Origin of the sequence: Pseudomonas sp. K5002 (assembly GCF_013386655.1) — a bacterium.
In the GTDB taxonomy this organism is placed as follows: domain Bacteria; phylum Pseudomonadota; class Gammaproteobacteria; order Pseudomonadales; family Pseudomonadaceae; genus Aquipseudomonas.
Map to the genome: position 1 here is coordinate 1 of NZ_JACARK010000699.1, position 485 is coordinate 485.

Genomic DNA, 485 nt, shown 5'->3' on the forward strand with positions numbered 1-485 from the left:
GCATTCAGCGGCAATAGTGTCAGCACCTGCCAGCGCGCTGGCACCATATAGCTCGCCAATTGCCCGTTCAGGTGCGCGGTGAGTACCTGTTGCGCGGTTGGCGCGTCGAGTCCGGCCGCGCCGTCGAGCACATACCAGGCCACCAGTTGCAACGCCCCACGGGCATCGGGCAGCGCCAAGACCGCCGCGCTGTCGACTGCCGGGTGTTGCATCAGACGGTTTTCGATTTCGCCCAGCTCGATGCGATAACCCCGAATCTTCACCTGCTGGTCGCGGCGGCCGAGGTACTCAATCACCCCATCGGCGCGCAGGCGGCCGATATCGCCGCTGCGATACAGGCGCGCGCCGGGCTGGAACGGATGTGCGACAAAGGCTTCGCGGGTGCGTTGCGGGTCGCGCAGGTAACCACGGCCGACACCCACGCCACCGATGCACAACTCACCCGGCACGCCGATCGGCACGCAGCGCAGGTCGGGATCCAGCAC

General features: G+C 66.8%; 1 protein-coding gene. It reads right to left on the bottom strand.

Annotation, left to right across the window (positions count from 1 at the left end; all coding sequences use genetic code 11):
- On the bottom strand, positions 1 to 485 hold a 485-nt coding region (locus HX846_RS26495; RefSeq protein ID WP_178966409.1), incomplete at both ends, for an AMP-binding protein.